This window comes from Marinomonas sp. S3726 (assembly GCF_000967665.1).
Taxonomy (GTDB): Bacteria; Pseudomonadota; Gammaproteobacteria; order Pseudomonadales; family Marinomonadaceae; genus Marinomonas.
In genome coordinates, this window is sequence record NZ_JXYC01000041.1 from 46,469 (window position 1) to 67,355 (window position 20,887).

Annotated in this window: 23 protein-coding genes; all 23 read right to left on the minus strand. The window is 44.4% G+C overall.

The features are described 5' to 3' along the window. Positions 1-47 precede the first annotated feature (47 nt). The gene (gene rpsN, locus TW85_RS23625; RefSeq protein WP_009834612.1) at positions 48-353 is read right to left on the minus strand and encodes a 30S ribosomal protein S14; all 306 of its coding nucleotides are present in this window, start codon (positions 351-353) and stop codon (positions 48-50) included. Positions 354-365: 12 nt separating this feature from the next. After that, the gene (gene rplE / locus TW85_RS23630; protein ID WP_009834613.1) at positions 366-905 is read right to left on the minus strand and encodes a 50S ribosomal protein L5; all 540 of its coding nucleotides are present in this window, start codon (positions 903-905) and stop codon (positions 366-368) included. Between the two features lie 17 nt (positions 906-922). Continuing rightward, entirely contained in the window at positions 923-1,240 is a 318-nt protein-coding gene (rplX, locus tag TW85_RS23635) for a 50S ribosomal protein L24 (protein ID WP_009834614.1), read from the minus strand. 16 nt (positions 1,241-1,256) lie between these two features. After that, positions 1,257-1,625: a 50S ribosomal protein L14 gene (rplN, locus tag TW85_RS23640; protein WP_046019618.1), complete on the minus strand. Its 369-nt coding sequence runs from the start codon at positions 1,623-1,625 to the stop codon at positions 1,257-1,259. 47 nt (positions 1,626-1,672) lie between these two features. Beyond that, the gene (gene rpsQ / locus TW85_RS23645) at positions 1,673-1,939 is read right to left on the minus strand and encodes a 30S ribosomal protein S17 (protein WP_009834616.1); all 267 of its coding nucleotides are present in this window, start codon (positions 1,937-1,939) and stop codon (positions 1,673-1,675) included. Next, positions 1,939-2,130 (minus strand): 50S ribosomal protein L29, encoded by a 192-nt coding sequence (gene rpmC / locus TW85_RS23650; RefSeq protein ID WP_009834617.1) that lies wholly within the window; start codon positions 2,128-2,130, stop codon positions 1,939-1,941. The genes rpsQ and rpmC overlap by 1 nt, the downstream gene beginning before the upstream one ends. Further along, positions 2,131-2,544: a 50S ribosomal protein L16 gene (rplP, locus tag TW85_RS23655; protein ID WP_009834618.1), complete on the minus strand. Its 414-nt coding sequence runs from the start codon at positions 2,542-2,544 to the stop codon at positions 2,131-2,133. It lies immediately after the preceding gene. Between the two features lie 10 nt (positions 2,545-2,554). Then, a complete protein-coding gene (rpsC, locus tag TW85_RS23660; protein ID WP_009834619.1) occupies positions 2,555-3,235 on the minus strand; it encodes a 30S ribosomal protein S3 in 681 nt (226 codons plus the stop codon). 14 nt (positions 3,236-3,249) lie between these two features. Continuing rightward, on the minus strand, positions 3,250-3,582 hold the full coding sequence (gene rplV / locus TW85_RS23665; RefSeq protein ID WP_009834620.1) for a 50S ribosomal protein L22: 333 nt from the start codon (positions 3,580-3,582) through the stop codon (positions 3,250-3,252). Between the two features lie 15 nt (positions 3,583-3,597). Beyond that, positions 3,598-3,873, minus strand: a complete 276-nt coding sequence (gene rpsS, locus TW85_RS23670; protein WP_009834621.1) for a 30S ribosomal protein S19 — start codon at positions 3,871-3,873, stop codon at positions 3,598-3,600. A 15-nt stretch (positions 3,874-3,888) separates the two neighbouring features. Beyond that, a complete protein-coding gene (gene rplB / locus TW85_RS23675) occupies positions 3,889-4,713 on the minus strand; it encodes a 50S ribosomal protein L2 (RefSeq protein ID WP_046019619.1) in 825 nt (274 codons plus the stop codon). A 14-nt stretch (positions 4,714-4,727) separates the two neighbouring features. After that, the gene (rplW, locus tag TW85_RS23680) at positions 4,728-5,021 is read right to left on the minus strand and encodes a 50S ribosomal protein L23 (protein WP_009834623.1); all 294 of its coding nucleotides are present in this window, start codon (positions 5,019-5,021) and stop codon (positions 4,728-4,730) included. After that, positions 5,018-5,623 carry a 50S ribosomal protein L4 gene (gene rplD / locus TW85_RS23685; protein WP_009834624.1) on the minus strand — a complete coding sequence of 202 codons (606 nt, stop codon included), beginning with the start codon at positions 5,621-5,623 and terminating at the stop codon, positions 5,018-5,020. Before rplD ends, rplW begins: the two co-directional genes overlap by 4 nt. Positions 5,624-5,635: 12 nt before the next feature. Then, the gene (gene rplC / locus TW85_RS23690; RefSeq protein ID WP_046019620.1) at positions 5,636-6,274 is read right to left on the minus strand and encodes a 50S ribosomal protein L3; all 639 of its coding nucleotides are present in this window, start codon (positions 6,272-6,274) and stop codon (positions 5,636-5,638) included. A gap of 125 nt (positions 6,275-6,399) precedes the next feature. Beyond that, positions 6,400-6,711 (minus strand): 30S ribosomal protein S10, encoded by a 312-nt coding sequence (gene rpsJ / locus TW85_RS23695; RefSeq protein WP_009834626.1) that lies wholly within the window; start codon positions 6,709-6,711, stop codon positions 6,400-6,402. 216 nt (positions 6,712-6,927) lie between these two features. Further along, on the minus strand, positions 6,928-8,151 hold the full coding sequence (gene tuf / locus TW85_RS23700) for an elongation factor Tu (RefSeq protein ID WP_046019621.1): 1,224 nt from the start codon (positions 8,149-8,151) through the stop codon (positions 6,928-6,930). 35 nt (positions 8,152-8,186) lie between these two features. After that, complete coding sequence (fusA, locus tag TW85_RS23705) at positions 8,187-10,280, minus strand: elongation factor G (RefSeq protein ID WP_046019622.1); 2,094 nt, start codon at positions 10,278-10,280, stop codon at positions 8,187-8,189. 18 nt (positions 10,281-10,298) lie between these two features. After that, on the minus strand, positions 10,299-10,772 hold the full coding sequence (rpsG, locus tag TW85_RS23710) for a 30S ribosomal protein S7 (protein ID WP_046019623.1): 474 nt from the start codon (positions 10,770-10,772) through the stop codon (positions 10,299-10,301). 99 nt (positions 10,773-10,871) lie between these two features. Next, a complete protein-coding gene (gene rpsL, locus TW85_RS23715) occupies positions 10,872-11,243 on the minus strand; it encodes a 30S ribosomal protein S12 (protein ID WP_009834607.1) in 372 nt (123 codons plus the stop codon). A 138-nt stretch (positions 11,244-11,381) separates the two neighbouring features. Beyond that, positions 11,382-15,584: a DNA-directed RNA polymerase subunit beta' gene (gene rpoC / locus TW85_RS23720; RefSeq protein WP_046019624.1), complete on the minus strand. Its 4,203-nt coding sequence runs from the start codon at positions 15,582-15,584 to the stop codon at positions 11,382-11,384. A 65-nt stretch (positions 15,585-15,649) separates the two neighbouring features. Then, positions 15,650-19,750, minus strand: a complete 4,101-nt coding sequence (gene rpoB / locus TW85_RS23725; RefSeq protein ID WP_046019625.1) for a DNA-directed RNA polymerase subunit beta — start codon at positions 19,748-19,750, stop codon at positions 15,650-15,652. A gap of 180 nt (positions 19,751-19,930) precedes the next feature. Next, positions 19,931-20,302 carry a 50S ribosomal protein L7/L12 gene (gene rplL, locus TW85_RS23730; protein WP_009834603.1) on the minus strand — a complete coding sequence of 124 codons (372 nt, stop codon included), beginning with the start codon at positions 20,300-20,302 and terminating at the stop codon, positions 19,931-19,933. 77 nt (positions 20,303-20,379) lie between these two features. Beyond that, positions 20,380-20,880 (minus strand): 50S ribosomal protein L10, encoded by a 501-nt coding sequence (rplJ, locus tag TW85_RS23735; protein WP_009834602.1) that lies wholly within the window; start codon positions 20,878-20,880, stop codon positions 20,380-20,382. Between the last annotated feature and the right edge of the window lie 7 nt (positions 20,881-20,887).

Genomic DNA, 20,887 nt, shown 5'->3' on the forward strand with positions numbered 1-20,887 from the left:
CCAGACACCCCACCCACTGCCGTGTATTATGATCGTGATCTACTTGCTTACCAACTAGCTTTCTTCAAGCCTGGTACGTCACCGCGCATAGCTGCTTCACGTAGTTTGATTCTTGACAAACCAAATTTACGATAAACACCATGTGGACGACCCGTTACTTGGCAACGGTTACGCTGGCGTGAAGAAGATGAATCACGTGGAAGAGCTTGCAACTTAAGAGTTGCTTCCCACTTTTCATCATCCGATGCATTCACATCGCTAATTATTGCTTTTAGAGCTGCACGCTTTTCAGCGAACTTAGCTACTAATTTAGTGCGTTTTGCTTCGCGTTGAATCATTGAGATCTTTGCCATGATTCCTACCTCTTATTTCTTGAAAGGGAAACTAAAGGCTGCTAACAAAGCACGACCTTCCGCATCGGTACGAGCAGTCGTTGTGATGGTAATATCCATACCACGTACACGGTCTACTTTATCGTAATCGATTTCTGGGAAGATAATCTGCTCTTTAACACCCATGCTGTAGTTACCACGACCGTCGAAAGACTTAGGATTAAGTCCACGGAAGTCACGGATACGTGGAATTGCTACATCAACCAAACGGTCGAAGAAGTCCCACATACGCTCACCACGTAGCGTAACTTTACAACCGATCGGGTAACCGTCACGGATTTTAAAGCCTGCTACTGATTTACGAGCCTTAGTCACTACAACTTTCTGGCCACTAAGTGCTTCAAGGTCATTTACCGCATTTTCAAGAAGTTTCTTGTCTGCGATAGCTTCACCAACACCCATATTCAATGTAATTTTTGTGATTTTAGGCACTTCCATTACATTCTTGTAGCTAAACTCTTCAGTTAGAGCTGCTACAACTTGATCTTTATAAACTTGCTTAAGTCTCGCCATGGCTATAATTCTCGCTCTTAGGCGTCGATCGCTTCACTGTTAGATTTAAAGATACGTACCTTAGTACCATCTTCATTCACTTTAAAGCCGACGCGATCCGCTTTACCAGTAGCACCATTAAAGATAGCTACGTTAGAAACCTGGATAGGTGCTTCTTTCTCGACGATACCGCCAGTAGACCCTTTCATAGGGTTTGGCTTCTCGTGTTTCTTCATCATATTGATGCCAGAAACAAGAACTCGGTTTTCGTCTACAATTTTAACAACTTTACCGCGTTTGCCTTTATCTTTACCGGCAATCACAATAACTTCGTCGTTACTTTTGATCTTACGCATTTACGTCCCCTCCCTCTTACAGCACTTCAGGTGCAAGAGAAATAATTTTCATAAATTGCTCTGAACGCAATTCACGGGTAACAGGGCCAAAGATACGTGTGCCGATCGGTTGACCTGCTGCATTCAATAGAACCGCTGAGTTTACATCAAAACGGATTACTGAACCATCAGGACGACGAACACCTTTCTTAGTTCTAACTACTACTGCGTTAAGAACTTGCCCTTTTTTAACACGACCACGAGGGATCGCTTCTTTAACAGTGACCTTAATAATGTCACCGATACCAGCGTAACGACGATGTGAGCCACCCAGTACTTTAATACACTGAACACGCTTTGCGCCGCTGTTATCTGCAACATCAAGCATCGATTCTGTTTGAATCATAACTGCTCTCCAATAAAATTAGATAACAAGTCTCACGATGGGGCAGCTTAGATAGCTGCCGCTTTGTTAACAACTTGAACCAGGTTCCAAGTTTTAGACTTGGAGTAAGGACGTGTTTCCACAACCTTTACTGTGTCGCCAATGCGACATTCGTTGTTCTCATCATGAGCGTGTAATTTAGTAGAACGACGAATGAACTTGCCGTATAGAGCGTGTTTCTCAGTACGTTCTACTAGTACTGTGATGGTTTTATCCATCTTGTCGCTTACTACTTTACCAGTAGCTGTGCGAGCTTGAGTTTCTGCATTTGCCATTAGTTACCTGCCTTATCATTTAGCACGGTTTTAACACGTGCGATATTGCGGCGAACTTGAGGAAGCAAATGAGTTTGCGTTAGCTGGCCAGTAGCCTTTTGCATACGCAACGTGAATTGCTCTTTTAGCAGTTCAATCAAGCTTTCCTGTAGCTCAGCTACAGACTTTTCTTGTAAATCTTTTGCTTTCATCTACATCACCGTACGCGTCACGAAAGTTGTGGCCAGAGGAAGCTTAGCGGCTGCTAGTGCGAAAGCTTCGCGAGCTAGCTGCTCTGAAACACCCTCAACTTCATAAAGCATTTTACCAGGTTGAATCTGTGCAACCCAGTATTCTACGTTACCCTTACCTTTACCCTGACGAACCTCTAGAGGTTTCTGAGTAATCGGCTTATCAGGGAAAACACGAATCCAGATTTTACCACCACGTTTGATGTGACGAGTCATTGCACGACGCGCCGCTTCAATTTGACGAGCCGTAATACGACCACGTGCTGTGGATTTCAAACCAAATTCACCAAAGCTAACTTGGTTACCGCGTAATGCAAGACCACGGTTACGGCCTTTCTGCATTTTACGGAACTTAGTACGTTTCGGCTGCAACATATGCTACCCCCTACTTAGACTTCTTCTTTTGTGCGCCTTTGTTAGCTCGCACTTGCTCAATACCGCCCAAGATTTCGCCTTTGAAGATCCACGTCTTAACACCAATGATGCCGTAAGTTGTGTTTGCTTCATAAGTAGCGTAGTCAATGTCAGCGCGTAGAGTGTGTAATGGTACACGACCTTCGCGGTACCATTCTGCGCGTGCAATCTCTGCACCACCCAAACGACCACTTACCTGAACCTTGATACCTTTTGCGCCTGCGCGCATTGCGTTTTGTACTGCACGTTTCATAGCACGGCGGAACATTACGCGACGCTCTAGTTGACCAGCGATGTTCTGAGCAACAAGTTTAGCGTCTAATTCAGGCTTACGAATTTCTTCGATGTTGATGTGCACTGGCACACCCATCATGTCAGAAACTGCGTTACGTAGCTTCTCTACATCTTCACCTTTCTTACCAATCACGATGCCTGGACGGGCTGTGTGGATAGTGATGCGTGCAGATTGAGCAGGACGTTGAATCTCGATACGAGAAACAGAAGCCTGAACTAGTTTACCTTCTAAGTACTTACGTACTTGAAGATCGTTTAATAGCAACTTAGAGTAGTTTTGATTATTCGCATACCAAGTAGAAGTATGGTCTTTAACTATCCCTAGGCGTATTCCAGTTGGATGAACCTTCTGACCCATTGGGTTTCTCCTAATTAGTCAGCGACTTTAACTGTAATATGACAACCGCGCTTCAAGATGCGATCTGCACGGCCTTTAGCACGTGGCATGATGCGCTTATACGTTGTAGCTTCGTCAACGTATACAGTTGAAACACGTAGGTCATCTATATCAGCACCTTCGTTATGTTCAGCATTTGCAACAGCTGATTCTAGTACTTTTTTAACTAGTACTGCTGCTTTTTTAGGGCTGAACGCCAAGATGTCAAGCGCCTCGCTAACAGATTTGCCGCGGATTTGATCTGCAACCAAACGGGCCTTCTGCGCTGAGAGGCGAGCACCTTTTAATGAGGCTTTAACTTCACTCATATTTATTACCCCTTATTACCGTTTGGCTTTCTTGTCCACGACGTGACCGCGATATGTGCGGGTCGGAGCGAACTCACCCAATTTATGACCTACCATGTCTTCAGTTACTAGAACTGGGACGTGTTGGCGACCATTATGGACAGCGATAGTCAACCCTACAAATTCAGGGAAGACAGTAGAACGGCGAGACCAAGTTTTGATTGGACGTCGATCATTCTTTTCTACCGCAGCCTCTACCTTTTTCAACAAATGAAGGTCGATGAAAGGACCTTTTTTTAGTGAACGTGGCACAGTCGTTTCCTCTTATTACTTAGTACGACGACGTACAATAAGTTTATCGGTACGCTTATTACTGCGTGTCTTGTAACCTTTGGTTGGCATACCCCAAGGACTAACTGGGTGGCGACCACCTGAGCTACGACCTTCACCACCACCATGTGGGTGATCTACCGGGTTCATCGCCGCACCGCGAACGGTAGGACGAACACCACGCCAGCGACTAGCACCAGCTTTACCTAGCACGCGTAAGCTATGCTCGGAATTGGATACTTCACCAAGAGTTGCACGACATTCAGTCAATACTTTACGCATTTCGCCTGATCGTAGACGAAGAGTAACGTAACGACCTTCACGAGCAACAAGCTGAGCAGAAGCACCAGCAGAACGTGCTACTTGAGCACCTTTACCTGGCTTAAGCTCGATACAATGCACAACACTACCAACAGGAATATTTTGCAATGGCAAAGTGTTACCTGGCTTGATAGGTGCATCAGCACCGTTAGAAACAGTGGTTCCTGCTACCATGCCTTTAGAAGCAATGATATAACGACGTTCACCGTCAGCATATAAAACCAATGCTATGTTTGCAGAACGGTTTGGATCATATTCCAAACGTTCAACTACCGCTGGGATACCATCTTTGTTACGACGGAAATCAACCATACGGTAATGCTGCTTATGACCACCACCTACGTGACGCGTAGTGATGCGACCATTGTTGTTACGACCACCAGATTTGCTCTTCTTAGAAAGAAGTGGTGCATATGGTGCGCCTTTGTGTAGATTTTCACCTACAACTTTAACAACGTGACGACGGCCTGCAGACGTTGGCTTACATTTTACAACAGCCATTGACCTATCTCCCCTTATTCAGCTAAGAAATCAATTTCTTGGCCTTCAGTCAAACGTACGTACGCTTTTTTAACGTCGTTACGCTTACCAAGACCACGAGCAGTACGCTTAGTCTTACCTTTTTGGTTCAAGGTACGAACAGTGTCTACTTTGACTTCAAATAGAGCTTCGATTGCTTGTTTAATTTCAGTTTTTGTCGCATCACCAACTACACGAAAAACATACTGACCATTGCCTTCAGCAACGATAGTAGCTTTTTCAGAGATGTGTGGTCCTAACAAAACCTTATAAATACGTTCGCCGATCATGCTAATGCCTCCTCAACTTGCTTAAGAGCACCAACAGTCACCAACACTTTGTCGTAAGCAATCAAGCTAACTGGATCGATAGACGCCGCATCGCGTACATCAACATTTGGAATGTTACGTGCTGCTAGGAAAAGATTCTCATCTAATTCAGCAGAAACGATTAAAGCATTCTCAATATTCAATTCAGCCATTTTAGCTTTGAAAAGCTTAGTTTTTGGAGCTTCCAAACTAAGTTCTTCAACTACAACAAGACGGTCTTGACGTACTAGCTCAGACCAGATGGTGCGCATTGCTGCACGATACATCTTCTTGTTCACTTTTTGTGAATGGTCTTGTGGACGAGCAGCGAAAGTTACGCCACCGCTACGCCAGATAGGACTACGAATAGTACCTGCACGAGCGCGACCAGAACCCTTTTGTTTCCATGGCTTGCGACCACCACCGGCAACATCAGAGCGAGTTTTTTGAGCACGTGTACCTTGACGAGCACCAGCCAAGTAAGCAGTAACCACTTGGTGAACTAGGGCTTCGTTGTATTCACGAGCAAAGGTAACTTCTGAAACTTCTAGAGTTCCTTCAGTTCCTGTTAGATTCAAGTTCATTGTCTACCCCTTCTAGCGAGCTTTAACAGCTGGTTGAAGAATAACATCACCATTAGTCGCGCCAGGAACTGCTCCTTTCACGATGATTAGGTTACGTTCTAAATCAACGCGAACCACTTCTAGTGATTGAGTAGTTACTTGAGCTGCGCCCATGTGACCCGCCATTTTTTTGCCTTTCCAAACACGACCAGGTGTTTGACATTGACCAATGGAACCAGGTGCACGGTGAGACAATGAGTTACCATGGGTTGCATCTTGCATACTGAAATTATGACGCTTGATTGCACCCTGGAAGCCTTTACCTTTTGATTGACCAATAACGTCAACAGTAGTAATAGACTCGAAATCAGCAACAGTTAGCTCATCACCAACATTGATTTCTTTTTCGTCACCAGAAAGACGGAACTCCCATAAACCACGACCTGCTTCAACTTTCGCTTTTGCAAAGTGACCTGCAGCTGCTTTATTGACGCGACTCGCACGGCGAGAACCAACAGTTACTTGAACAGCTGTATAGCCATCAGTATCTGCAGTTTTTACCTGAGTTACGCGGTTCGGTTCTACTTCGATGACGGTTACTGGCACGGATACACCATCTTCATTGAAGATACGTGTCATTCCGGCTTTGCGTCCGACTAATTGAATAGCCATTTTATACCTCGTTTGCCAGTTGTGTAAGGGGCTATCACCCGCTACGGCTGATCATTCCAGATCATTCCACTAATGTGCATAAGCCGATTGATACCAATCGGTTCTCGCACCCCAATCTTTAAGGATTAACCTAAAGAAATTTGTACTTCCACGCCTGCCGCAAGATCTAGTTTCATTAGAGCGTCAACAGTTTTTTCTGTTGGCTCAACGATGTCTAGAACACGTTTGTGTGTACGGATTTCATATTGATCACGCGCATCTTTGTTTACGTGAGGAGAAATCAGTACTGTATAACGTTCTTTGCGAGTAGGAAGTGGAATAGGTCCACGTACTTGCGCACCTGTACGTTTCGCTGTTTCCACAATCTCTTGTGTTGAAGCATCAATCAGACGATGATCAAACGCTTTCAAACGAATACGAATTTTTTGGCTTTGCATTTCCAACTCCAAATACAGTGTTTTTTTGACAACAAAATCTCAATAACTAAGCTGCCTTCCTCTTTTGAGGACGGCGAATCTTATCGATTTGCAAACTGGTTGTCAAGTAACCAATTTAACAAATCATTTTATGCTCATCTTGATTCCACATAAAAAAGGGCCACCCTTTCGGGCAGCCCTTTGAAACCATTAATATTTTACTATTTAACTAGTAAATTATTTGATGATTTTAGCAACAACACCAGCACCAACTGTACGGCCACCTTCACGGATCGCGAAACGTAGACCTTCGTCCATCGCGATTGGGTGAATTAGGGAAACAGTCATTTGTACGTTGTCACCAGGCATTACCATTTCAACACCTTCAGGTAGCTCACAAGCACCAGTTACGTCAGTTGTACGGAAGTAGAACTGTGGACGGTAACCTTTGAAGAATGGAGTATGACGACCACCTTCATCTTTGCTCAATACATATACTTCTGCTGTGAAGTCAGTGTGAGGATTGATAGAACCAGGCTTAGCCAATACTTGACCACGCTCAACATCTTCACGCTTAGTACCACGTAGAAGTGCACCAATATTCTCACCAGCACGACCTTCGTCAAGAAGCTTACGGAACATTTCAACACCAGTACATGTAGTAGTTGTTGTTTCTTTAACACCAACGATTTCTACAGCATCACCAACGTTAACGATACCACGCTCAACACGACCAGTTACAACAGTACCACGACCCTGAATAGAGAATACGTCCTCGATAGGCATGATGAATGCACCGTCGATAGCACGCTCTGGCTCTGGGATGTATTGGTCTAGAGTTTCAACTAGCTTCTTAACAGCAGTTGTACCCATTTCGTTGTCATCTTCGCCGTTCAATGCCATTAGAGCAGAACCAGGGATGATTGGAGTGTCGTCACCAGGGAATTCGTATTCAGAAAGAAGATCACGAAGTTCCATGTCAACCAACTCTAGCATTTCAGCGTATTCTTCAGAATCCGCACCGCCACAGTCTTCAGCTAGTAGGTCAGCTTTGTTTAGGAAAACAACGATGTAAGGTACACCTACTTGACGAGAAAGTAGGATGTGCTCACGTGTTTGAGGCATAGGGCCGTCAGTTGCACCACATACCAAGATAGCACCGTCCATTTGAGCAGCACCAGTGATCATGTTTTTAACATAATCGGCGTGTCCTGGGCAGTCTACGTGTGCGTAGTGACGGATTGTTGAATCATACTCAACGTGTGAAGTCGCGATTGTGATACCACGCTCACGCTCTTCAGGAGCGTTATCGATACCAGCGAAATCAACAGCTTCACCACCGAAAACTTCAGCACATACACGAGTAAGTGCTGCAGTTAGAGTTGTTTTACCGTGGTCAACGTGACCGATTGTGCCAACGTTTACGTGTGGCTTATTACGTTCAAACTTAGCTTTTGCCATGATACATACACCTTATAAGATCTGTAGGTAGATGATTAATATTCTTTATTGATGATCGCATCTGCCACACTTGACGGCGCTTCAGCGTACTTCTCAAATTCCATTGCATAACTTGCACGACCTTGCGACAAGCTACGTACATCGGTAGCATAACCGAACATCTCACCCAAGGGCACTTCTGCTCGAATTACTTTACCAGACGGAATGTCATCCATCCCTAATACCACACCACGACGACGATTCAGGTCACCCATCACATCCCCCATGCAGCTTTCAGGAGTAACAACCTCCACCTTCATAACAGGCTCTAAAAGACAAGCATCGGCCTCAACCGCGCCCTTCCTTAGTCCCTGAGATGCGGCTATGTGAAAAGACATATCACTTGAGTCAACATCGTGGAATGAACCACCGACCAATACAACCTTCAGCCCCAAAATTGGAAAGCCGCCGATTACACCGTTCTTCATTTGCTCGGATACACCCTTCTCTACCGCTGGGATGAATTCCTTAGGGATTTCACCACCAACAATCTCGTTGACAAATTCCAACCCTTCTTCAACAGTCGGGATAAGTTTCATTACAACGTGACCGTATTGTCCTTTTCCGTTAAATTCACGGATGAACTTTTGGTCAATTTCAACTTCTTTACGAAGCTTTTCACGATACGAGACTTGAGGGTTACCAATGTTCGCCTCAACCTTGAATTCACGCTTCATACGTTCAACAAGGATATCTAAATGCAGCTCACCCATACCAGATATAATGATTTGCCCAGTCTCTTCATGCACTTCTACACGAAACGATGGATCTTCTTGCGCCAACTTAGCTAACGCAACATTCATTTTATCCTGATCAGCTTGTGATCTCGGCTCTACTGCAACTGAAATGACCGGCTCAGGAAAGTCCATACGCTCCAATACAATGGCCTTATCTGGGTCACACAAGGTGTCACCAGTTGTAATATGCTTAAGGCCAATTATTGCAGCGATATCACCCGCCCGAACTTCTTTAATCTCTTCTCGATTATTCGAGTGCATTTGAACCATACGACCAATACGTTCACGCTTTCCTTTAACGGAATTATAAACAGCATCGCCAGAATTCAATACACCAGAGTAAACGCGAACGAAGGTTAACGTACCTACGAATGGATCAGTAGCAATCTTAAAAGCAAGCGCAGCAAAAGGTGCTTTATCGTCTGCTTCTCGATCATCTAATGTTTCACCATCCTCTAGCGTACCCTCAATAGCCTTCACCTCTAATGGTGACGGCAGATATTCAACCACTGCATCAAGTACAGCCTGAACACCCTTATTCTTGAAAGCTGAGCCACAAGCTACCAAGACTATTTCATTAGCTAGCGTTCTAGCACGCAAGCCCATCTTGATATCTTCGACAGACAATTCACCTTCTTCAAGGTACCTATCCATCAACTCATCATTTGCTTCAGCCGCAGCCTCAACAAGCTTTTCACGCCACTCTTCTGCAGTATCAAGTAGACCAGCAGGAATCTCTTCGTATTCGAAGGTCATACCCTGATCATCTTCATTCCACATAATAGCTTTCATTAATATCAAATCGATAACGCCTTTAAAGTCGTCTTCAGATCCAATATTAATATTAATAGGCACAGCATTTGCTCCAAGACGCTCCTCAAGCTGCTCAACTACATTAAAGTAATTAGCACCAACTCGGTCCATCTTATTAACAAACACCAATCGCGGAACTTCGTATTTATTGGCTTGACGCCATACTGTTTCAGTTTGAGGCTGAACACCTGAAGATCCGCAAAGTACGACAACAGCACCATCCAACACTCGCAAAGAACGCTCAACTTCAATAGTGAAGTCCACGTGCCCAGGCGTATCAATTATATTGACTCTGTGTTGATCAAACTGCTTACTCATCCCACCCCAAAAACAGGTAGTGGCAGCAGATGTTATGGTAATACCGCGCTCTTGCTCTTGTTCCATCCAGTCCATGGTGGCAGCACCATCATGAACCTCACCAATTTTGTGGGATAGACCAGTATAGAAAAGAACGCGTTCAGTTGTCGTCGTTTTACCAGCGTCAACGTGTGCACAAATACCAATATTGCGATAGCGATTGATAGGTGTTGTACGTGCCACGATTTACTCTCCGAATTTTTAGAAACGGTAATGCGAGAACGCTTTGTTAGCTTCTGCCATGCGATGAACGTCTTCACGTTTCTTAACAGCAGAACCTTTATTTTCAGCAGCATCTAAAATTTCGCCAGCTAGACGAAGTGCCATTGATTTTTCCCCACGCTTACGTGAAGACTCAACCAACCAACGCATAGATAGAGCTGCACGACGTGCAGGACGTACCTCAACAGGTACTTGGTAGGTAGCACCACCAACACGGCGAGATTTCACCTCAACCATAGGCTGGATAGATTCTAGTGCTTTTTCGAAGATAGCCATTGGCTCTTCTGTTTTTGCGCGAGTTGCAACAGTTTCTAGTGCATTGTAAACAATGCTCTCTGCTACAGACTTCTTGCCACTAACCATTACATGGTTAATAAATTTAGCAAGAAGTTGGCTTCCATGTTTAGGATCTGGAAGTACTTCACGCTTTGCGACGACGCGTCTTCTTGGCATGTCTATATCCTTCTTCAGGTTAGTCCGAGACAAAACATTGTGCTCGGCCTTACTGTATTAAAATTTTTGTCTAATCGTTCAACTAAGTTAGTAAAAAACTTACTTAGGACGCTTAGTACCGTACTTAGAACGGCCTTGCTTACGATTTTGTACGCCTGAAGTATCAAGACTACCGCGAACTGTGTGGTAACGAACACCTGGCAAATCTTTTACACGACCGCCACGGATCAAAACAACACTGTGCTCTTGTAGGTTGTGACCTTCACCACCAATGTAGGAAGTTACTTCAAAGCCGTTAGTCAAGCGAACACGACATACTTTACGCAAAGCCGAGTTAGGCTTTTTAGGTGTAGTAGTATATACGCGTGTGCAGACACCGCGGCGTTGCGGACAAGCTTGTAACGCAGGTACGTCACTTTTTGCCACTTTACGTTTACGTGGTTTACGAACCAACTGGTTAATGGTTGCCATTAAACAAGCTCCACTGAATCCAACATTAAAAGGCGGAAATCGCCAATATTTAGGATGCGCAAGTTTAGTTTGCGCTTATAAAACAGTCAATAGGGAGGCGACTAAAAAATCGCCTCCCTACCCAATTTGCATCGAATTTTAGTCTTTTAGTGCCGCACTTAGCGCTTCTTCTACATCAGAAGCACTAATTGTTGCTGAACCTTCTTTCTCTGCGCGCGCAAGTTCTTTCTTATTCTTGCGCTCACTGTGGTAAGCCAAACCTGTTCCGGCTGGAATCAGACGACCTACTACAACGTTCTCTTTCAAGCCACGCAAATGGTCTTTCTTACCTGTTACCGCACCTTCTGTTAACACGCGAGTTGTTTCCTGGAAGGATGCTGCAGAGATAAATGACTCAGTTGCCAAAGAGGCTTTAGTGATACCAAGCAAAACACGCTCGTATTTAGCAATGAATTTCTGTTCAGCTTCCGCTTCTTCATTTGCTTCAAGTACTTGCGTTAACTCAACCTGATCACCTTGAATCAAGTTAGTATCACCTGATTCAGAAATATCTACCTTGCGTAGCATTTGACGAACGATAACCTCAATGTGTTTATCGTTGATCACAACACCCTGTAGACGGTAAACCTCTTGAATCTCACTAGTGATGTATTCAGCCAATGCCGCCACACCCTTCAAGCGTAAGATATCATGTGGGTTTAATGGACCATCGGCAATAATTTCACCACGCTCCACTTCTTCACCATCAAAGATGTTGATTTGACGCCACTTAGGAATCAAGGTCTCAATTGGATCAGATCCATCTTGAGCATTGATTACCAAACGAATCTTACCTTTCGTCTCTTTACCAAAGCTAACCACACCAGAAGCTTCAGCCATAACAGCTGGATCTTTAGGGCGACGCGCTTCAAATAAGTCAGCAACACGAGGTAGACCACCGGTAATATCCTTGTTACCAATTGTTTCTTGAGGAATACGCGCAAGTACCTCACCAGACTGAATGCTGGCACCATGATCCAAGCTCAATAGTGCTTTTTCAGGCAACATGTACTGCACTGGAGAATCCGTACCTGGAACAAGTACTGGCTCACCGTTTTCATCAACTACAGCAATCATAGGACGTAAGTCCTTACCTGCAGCTGGACGATCTTTGATCTCAAGAATTTCAATTGTTGTCAAACCAGTCATTTCATCTGATTGACGACGAATTGTTTGACCTTCTTCCATACCACTGAACTCTAGACGACCTTGCATCTCAGAGACAATTGGGTGCGTATGCGGATCCCAGTTAGCAATAACCTGGCCAGCAGATACTTCTTCGCCGTCTTTAACAGTCAACAAAGCACCATATGGAAGCTTATAACGCTCTTTCTCACGACCCGCTTCATCAGCAATCGCCAATTCAGAAGAACGAGAAACAATTACTAGGTTACCATCAGGACGAGTGATCGACTTCATTTTATGGAAGCGAACAGTACCAGCACTCTTAACCTGTACACTATCAACAGCAGACGCACGAGACGCCGCACCACCGATGTGGAAGGTACGCATTGTTAGCTGAGTACCGGGCTCACCGATAGACTGAGCGGCAACAACACCGATTGCTTCACCAATGTTAACCAAATGACCACGACCTAGGTCACGACCATAACAAGTACTACATACACCGTGCTTAACATCACAAGTAATAACAGAACGTACAAGCATCTCATCCACACCAGCAGATTCAATTGTGCGCACGTGATGCTCATCAATCAAAGTACCGCCAGGTAAAACAACATTACCTTTACTATCCATTACATCTGTTGCTGCTACACGACCTAGTACACGCTGACCTAGTGGGATTACAACATCGCCACCTTCAATCATTGCACTAGCGATCAAGCCACGCTCAGAACCACAATCAACATCTGTTACTACAAGGTCTTGCGCTACATCTACAAGACGACGAGTTAGGTAACCAGAGTTAGCTGTTTTCAAAGCGGTATCGGCCAAACCTTTACGCGCACCGTGAGTCGAGGTGAAGTACTGAAGTACTGATAGACCTTCACGGAAGTTAGCTGTGATAGGTGTCTCGATGATGGAACCATCCGGTTTCGCCATTAGACCACGCATACCACCTAGCTGACGCATCTGAGCAACACTACCACGGGCACCGGAGTCGGCCATCATATAAACTGAGTTAAATGATTGCTGCTCAACAGTTTCACCTGCTTTGTTAGTAGTCTGCTCTTTCGCCAAGTTTTTCATCATGGCATCAGTTACTTTCTCGTTGGTACGAGACCACAAGTCGATAACCTTGTTGTATTTCTCGCCTTGAGTTACAAGACCATCAGCGTACTGATATTCGATCTCTTTAACTTCAGACTCAGCCTGCTCAATGATTTCTGCTTTTTCTGGCGGGATAACAAAGTCATCTACACCAACAGAAGAACCTGATGCTGTTGCATACTGGAAACCGGTATACATCAATTGGTCAGCAAAGATACAGCTCTCTTTCAAGCCAACTTTACGGTAACACTCATTGATCAGGTTAGAGATCGCCTTCTTCTTCATTGTTTGGTTAACAACAGAGAATGGTAGGCCATCAGGCACAATATCAAACAATAAAGCACGACCAACAGTCGTATCAGCGATAAAGGTAGAAGACACCTTTTCACCTTCGATTGTTGTATCTACTTGATTGATGCGAACTTTAACTTTGGCATGCAAAGCAACTTGCTTAGCACCATATGCACGATGAACCTCTTTAATGTCAGAGAACATCATACCTTCACCTTGCGCGTTAATTTTATCACGCGTCATATAGTAAAGACCTAGTACAACGTCCTGAGAAGGAACGATGATAGGCTCACCATTGGCTGGAGAAAGAATGTTGTTAGTCGACATCATCAGCGCACGCGCTTCCAACTGAGCTTCAATAGTCAGTGGTACGTGTACCGCCATTTGGTCACCATCAAAGTCAGCGTTATATGCCGCACACACAAGTGGGTGCAACTGAATCGCTTTACCTTCGATTAGCATAGGCTCAAATGCCTGGATACCTAAACGGTGAAGAGTAGGCGCACGGTTAAGCATAACCGGGTGCTCACGAATCACTTCATCTAGAATATCCCAAACTTCTGGTGTTTCACGCTCAACCATTTTCTTCGCCGCTTTAATGGTAGTAGCCATACCGCGAAGCTCTAATTTAGAGAAAATAAATGGTTTGAATAACTCAAGCGCCATCTTCTTAGGAAGACCACACTGATGTAAGCGTAAAGATGGACCTACTGTGATTACAGAACGACCTGAATAATCTACACGTTTACCCAACAAGTTCTGACGGAAACGACCTTGCTTACCCTTGATCATATCAGCAAGAGATTTCAGAGGACGTTTGTTAGAACCAGTAATCGCACGACCACGACGACCATTATCCAATAGCGCATCAACAGATTCTTGCAACATACGTTTTTCGTTACGTACGATGATATCTGGCGCAGCCAATTCCAATAGACGTTTTAGACGGTTATTACGGTTGATAACGCGACGATACAAGTCATTCAAATCAGACGTCGCAAAACGACCACCTTCAAGCGGTACTAGAGGACGTAGATCCGGCGGAAGTACTGGAAGCACTTCAAGCACCATCCATTCTGGATTATTACCAGAATGATAGAAAGCTTCTACCAACTTAAGACGCTTAGATAGCTTCTTGATACGTGTTTCAGAGTTAGTAGCATTCAACTCTTCACGCATTGTCTGTATTTCAACAGGCATATCAAGGTCGCGTAATAGCATTTGGATCGCTTCAGCACCCATACGGGCATCAAATTCATCACCAAATTCTTCTAGCGCTTCAAAGTATTGCTCATCATTAAGCAACTGGCCTTTATCAAGCGTTGTCATACCTGGATCAATCACGATGAAAGATTCAAAGTACAATACGCGCTCAATGTCACGTAGCGTCATATCTAGGATAAGACCAATACGAGAAGGCAAAGATTTTAGGAACCAGATGTGAGCAACAGGTGAAGCTAGCTCAATGTGTCCCATGCGCTCACGACGCACTTTAGACAAAGCAACTTCAACACCACATTTTTCACAAATAACACCACGGTGTTTCAAACGCTTATATTTGCCACACAAGCACTCATAGTCCTTGATAGGACCAAAGATTTTTGCACAGAACAAACCATCGCGTTCAGGTTTAAAGGTACGATAGTTGATGGTTTCTGGTTTTTTAACTTCACCAAAAGACCATGAACGAATCATATCTGGCGACGCTAGACCGATACGGATTGTATCGAACTCGTCTGATTGTCCTTGTGATTTTAGAAGACCTAATAAGTCTTTCATAGAAAATCGCCCCGTACGTAAGGCTGGGAGAATCACTCTCCCAGCAGGTCAAATATAATTCGTGCTTAATCTACTTCAAGTTCAATATCGATACCAAGAGAGCGAATCTCTTTGACCAATACATTGAAGGATTCAGGCATACCTGGTTCCATTCTGTGATCACCATCTACGATGTTTTTATACATCTTAGTACGGCCATTCACATCATCAGATTTCACTGTTAGCATTTCTTGCAATGTATATGCAGCACCATAAGCTTCAAGTGCCCACACCTCCATCTCACCGAAACGCTGACCACCAAATTGAGCTTTACCACCCAACGGCTGCTGTGTAACCAGACTGTATGAACCAGTAGAACGCGCGTGCATCTTATCATCAACCAAGTGGTTCAACTTAAGCATGTACATGTAACCAACAGTTACAGGACGCTCAAAAGATTCACCGGTACGACCGTTGAACAATTTGATTTGTCCGCTTTCATTGATACCAGCAAGACGTAACATACGCTTGATCTCCGACTCTTTAGCACCATCAAAGGCACCAGAAGCCATCGGAATACCGCCTTTCAGATTACCTGCTAACTCCATGATGTCATCATCAGAGAAGCTATCAAGATCTTCTGAACGAGCACACTGCACACCACCTTCATGACCGTTATACACTTCATCAAGGAAAGTACGCAATTCAGCAACATGTTCCGCTTTCTCGCGCTCAACTTCTAGCATTTCATTGATCTTACGACCAAGACCTTTAGAAGCTGCACCCAAGTGAGTCTCAAGTACCTGACCAACGTTCATTCGCGAAGGTACACCCAATGGGTTTAGTACGATATCAACTGGGTCACCATTTTCGTCATACGGCATATCTTCAACAGGCATGATCTTAGAGATTACACCCTTGTTACCGTGACGGCCGGCCATTTTATCACCAGGCTGGATGCGACGCTTGATCGCTACATAAACTTTAACAATCTTAAGTACGCCAGGCGCAAGATCATCACCGCTTTGTAGTTTACGTTTCTTATCTTCGAACTTCGCATCTAACTCTTTACGACGCTCAACTAGAGCAGCTTGCGCTTTCTCTAATTGCTCACTCGCAACTTCGTCAATTACGCGAATCTTGAACCACTCAGAGTGCTCAAGCGCCTCTAGATAATCAGCAGAGATAATTGAGTTCTTAGCTAGCCCAGGACCGCCTTCAACAGCTTGTCCCACTAGAGCTTCAGCCAAACGTTCAAAAGTTGCTTGCTCAACAATACGGAATTCTTCATTCAAGTCTTTACGAACTTGATCTAACTGAGATTTCTCGATTGATTTAGCACGCTCATCTTTATCAATACCATCACGTGTAAATACTTGAACGTCGATAACTGTACCGCGCGTACCTGTTTTAACACGTTGCGATGTATCTTTAACATCAGATGCTTTTTCACCGAAGATAGCACGTAATAGCTTCTCTTCTGGTGTTAGTTGAGTTTCACCTTTAGGGGTTACTTTACCAACTAGGATATCGCCTGGTTCAACTTCAGCACCGATATAAACGATACCTGATTGATCAAGCTTAGATAACGCACCTTCACCAACATTTGGAATATCCGCTGTGATTTCTTCTGGCCCAAGCTTAGTATCTCGAGCAACACAGGTTAGTTCCTGAATATGGATAGAAGTGAAGCGATCTTCTTCAACAACGCGCTCAGATACTAGGATCGAGTCCTCGAAGTTGAAACCGTTCCAAGGCATGAAAGCGATACGCATGTTTTGACCAAGAGCCAATTCCCCCATATCAACAGAAGGACCATCAGCCATGATGTCACCAGAAGCAACACTCTCACCTTTCATTACCAAGGTGCGCTGATTAATACAGGTATTTTGGTTAGAGCGTACATATTTAGTTAAGTTATAAATATCTACACCCGCCTCACCTGCAAGCGTCTCTTCAGAGTTAACACGCACCACAATACGGCTAGCATCAACTGCTTCGATCACACCACCACGGCGCGCAACAATACATACACCAGAGTCTTTAGCTACATTACGCTCCATACCTGTACCAACAACTGGCTTATCAGCCTTAAGTGTTGGAACCGCTTGACGTTGCATGTTCGAACCCATCAAAGCTCGGTTAGCATCATCGTGCTCTAGGAATGGAATCAATGAAGCCGCAACAGAAACGACCTGACGTGGTGACACGTCCATTAGGTTCACTTTCTCTTTCTGGATCAATGTTGTTTCATGCATGTGACGAACCTGAACCAGCTCATCAGTCAGACGACCTTCACCATCTACTTTTACAGACGCTTGAGCAATTACGTACTTAGCTTCGTCGATAGCAGATACATAGACAGTCTCATCTGTCATCTTGCCATCAACAACCTTACGGTATGGCGTTTCTAAGAAGCCATAACTATTTGTACGCGCGTAAGTAGAAAGGGAGTTGATCAAACCAATGTTTGGTCCCTCTGGTGTTTCGATAGGACATACACGACCATAGTGAGTCGCATGTACGTCACGTACCTCAAAACCAGCACGCTCACGAGTTAGACCACCGGGGCCTAATGCAGAAACACGACGCTTGTGAGTAATTTCAGACAATGGATTGTTTTGGTCCATGAACTGAGACAACTGACTAGAGCCGAAGAATTCTTTGATTGCAGCAGCAACAGGTTTCGCGTTTAGCAAGTCTTGTGGCATTAAGCCATCAGCTTCTGCCATAGACAGACGCTCTTTCACTGCACGCTCAACTCGTACCAAACCAACGCGGAATTGGTTTTCTGCCATTTCACCAACAGAACGAATACGACGGTTACCTAAGTGATCGATATCATCAACCATGCCATTACCGTTACGGATATCAAGCAAGGTTTTAAGAACAGCGACGATATCGTCGTTATCCAAAATGCCCGCACCCGTATCTTCATCACGGCCTAGACGGCGGTTAAACTTCATACGACCAACACCAGATAGATCATAGCGATCTTCTGTGAAGAACAAGCCTTGGAATAGACCTTCAGCAGATTCTTTAGTTGGTGGCTCACCAGGACGCATCATACGGTAGATTTCTACCAACGCTTCTAGTGGGTTGTTTGTTGGGTCGATACGTAAAGTATCAGAAATGAAAGGACCGTGATCCAAATCATTTGTATATAGCGTTTCGATTTCTTTAATGCCAGCCGCTACTAATGCTTCCAACAATTCAACTGTCAATTCAGTGTTTGCTTCAGAAATCAATGCACCCGTTGCAGAGTCCACTAAATTAGTCGCAGTCACTTTACCCAGCATATACTCTAGCGGAACGCTCAAGCGCTCAACGCCTGCTTTATCCATAGCTCGGATATGCTTAGCAGTAACACGACGACCCTCTTCAACAATAACCTTACCTTCAGTATCGGTAATGTTAAACATTGCAGTCTCGCCACGCAGACGATTTGCAATCAACTCCATCTCAAAGCCATCACGACCAAGATAGAATTTCGTTGTTTCGAAGAAAGTTTCTAAAATTTGCTCAGTGTTATAACCCAAGGCACGTAGTAAAATTGTTACTGGCAATTTACGACGACGGTCGATACGTACGAAGACGCAATCTTTTGGATCAAACTCGAAATCCAACCAAGAACCACGGTATGGAATTACACGGGCAGAATGAAGCAATTTACCTGAAGAGTGTGTCTTACCACGATCGTGATCGAAGAAAACACCAGGTGAACGATGTAACTGAGATACGATTACACGCTCAGTTCCATTAATAACAAAAGTACCATTTTCTGTCATGAGCGGAATTTCGCCCATGTAGACTTCTTGCTCGCGAATATCTTTGATGGCTTTATTAGACGATTCTTTATCATAAATGATAAGTCGTACGCGCACTCTCAAAGGAGCGGCATAAGTCACACCACGAAGTTGACATTCTTTAACATCAAAAACTGGCTTACCTAAACGGTAATCAACATATTCTAGCGCTGCATTGCCGGAAAAGCTGACCATTGGAAAGACAGATTTAAAGGCCCCATGCAGACCTAAGTCCCCGCGCTCTGCAAGAGGTTTCCCTTCTTGCAAGAAATTACGATAGGATTCAAGCTGAATTGCCAGCAAGTATGGCACATCCAAAACGGGCGGCAGTTTACCGAAATCCTTACGGATACGTTTTCTCTCAGTGTATGAGTAAGCCATCAGCATTCCCCAGCTTGTGCACATTGACGCAAAAGGCCCTCAAACAGGCCTTACCGAAATAAGAGACATTCTCTTACTTTAAAAATTCAAAATTTATTTAGGTGTAAACCTAAAAAGGCCGGTGACATAAAGTCACCAGCCATTCCGACTAAAAGTCGAAGTGCGAAAATACAAGTAGCATTACTTGATTTCGACAGAAGCACCGGCTTCTTCAAGAGCAGTTTTAAGAGCTTCAGCATCTTCTTTAGATACAGCTTCTTTAACTGTTGCAGGAGCGCCGTCAACCATGCCTTTAGCTTCTTTCAAGCCAAGACCAGTAGCTGCACGTACTGCTTTGATTACGTTTACTTTCTTATCGCCAACAGCAGTAAGAACAACGTCAAATTCAGTTTGTTCTTCAGCAGCTGCACCAGCATCGCCAGCAGGACCAGCAGCTACAGCAGCAGCTGCAGATACACCGAATTTTTCTTCCATTGCTGAAATTAATTCAACAACATCCATTACAGACATTTCTGCTACTGCATTGATGATATCTTCTTTAGATAGAGCCATGACTCAGATTCCTAGCATTTTTTAACAATATTGCCCGTAGGCAATTAAACAAAATAAATTCAAAAAGCGCGCGCTTATTACGCTGCTTCTTGCTCTTTCTGATCGCGAACTGCTGCAAGTGTACGTACGAATTTGCTTGTTGCGCCTTGAATAACACTCATCAAGCGTGCAATTGCTTCGTCGTATGTAGGCAGAGTCGCCAAACGATCAATGTCGCCAGCTGGGATCAACTCACCGTTGAACGCCAACGCTTTAACTTCTAGTTGATCATTTTCTTTTGCAAATTTCTTAAGCAGACGTGCTGCAGCACCTGGGTGCTCGTTAGAAAATGCAATCAGAGTAGGACCAACAAAGCTATCTTGCAAGCATTCGAAGTCTGAACCTTCAACAGCACGTTTAGCTAGAGTGTTACGTACTACACGTACATAAACACCAGCTTCACGAGCTTCTTTGCGCAATGCAGTCATCGCACCCACGGTAACACCGCGAGAGTCAGCAACAACCGCAGACAACGCAACTTTGGCAGCTTCGTTTACTTCGGCAACAATGGCTTTTTTGTCTTCTAGACCTAATGCCACTGGTTTT